Origin of the sequence: Paenibacillus xylaniclasticus, from assembly GCF_004001065.1 — a bacterium.
Taxonomy (GTDB): Bacteria; Bacillota; Bacilli; order Paenibacillales; family Paenibacillaceae; genus Paenibacillus_T; species Paenibacillus_T xylaniclasticus.
Map to the genome: position 1 here is coordinate 1 of NZ_BIML01000105.1, position 512 is coordinate 512.

Annotated in this window: 1 protein-coding gene; it reads right to left on the reverse strand. The window is 57.2% G+C overall.

Going from position 1 to position 512, the window contains the following annotated elements; genetic code table 11:
* Positions 1-512, reverse strand: a 512-nt coding sequence (locus PXY01_RS22155; protein ID WP_164744565.1) for a condensation domain-containing protein, incomplete at both ends; no start/stop codon positions are given.

The window sequence follows — 512 nt, forward strand, 5'->3', positions numbered from 1 at the left end:
CTCTTGCTCCTTGAGCCGATTCGTCTGAGCCTGCTCCTGCTGCCAGCAAGCATAGTCCTTGTACTGAATCGTCAGCTCCGGTAGCTCGTTGCCCTGATACAGCTCGCCGAGCTCCCGCACGAGAATGCTCATCGACACTCCGTCGGAAATGATATGGTGCATGTCAAACAGCAGCGCGTACCGATTCTCATCTAGCTGCACCAATGCCGCACGCATAAGGCTTCCCGAGGACAGATCGAACGGTCGGATGAACGTCCTCGCAGTCTGCTCCAGCTCCATACCGCGGCTGTCAATCCACTCCAGCTCCCAGGTGACTTCCTCGCTAACCTTCTGTACAGGAGCCCCGTCCACCCAGTGGAAGGACGTCCGCAATATTTCATGCCGCTGCACCAAGCTGCGCAGCGCCGCCTCCAGCCGCTCCGGCTCTACCTTCCCTTCCAGTAGGAACACTCCTGGCATGTTGTACGCCGTTCCCTGATTGCCCATTTGATCAAGAATATAAAGCCGCTTCT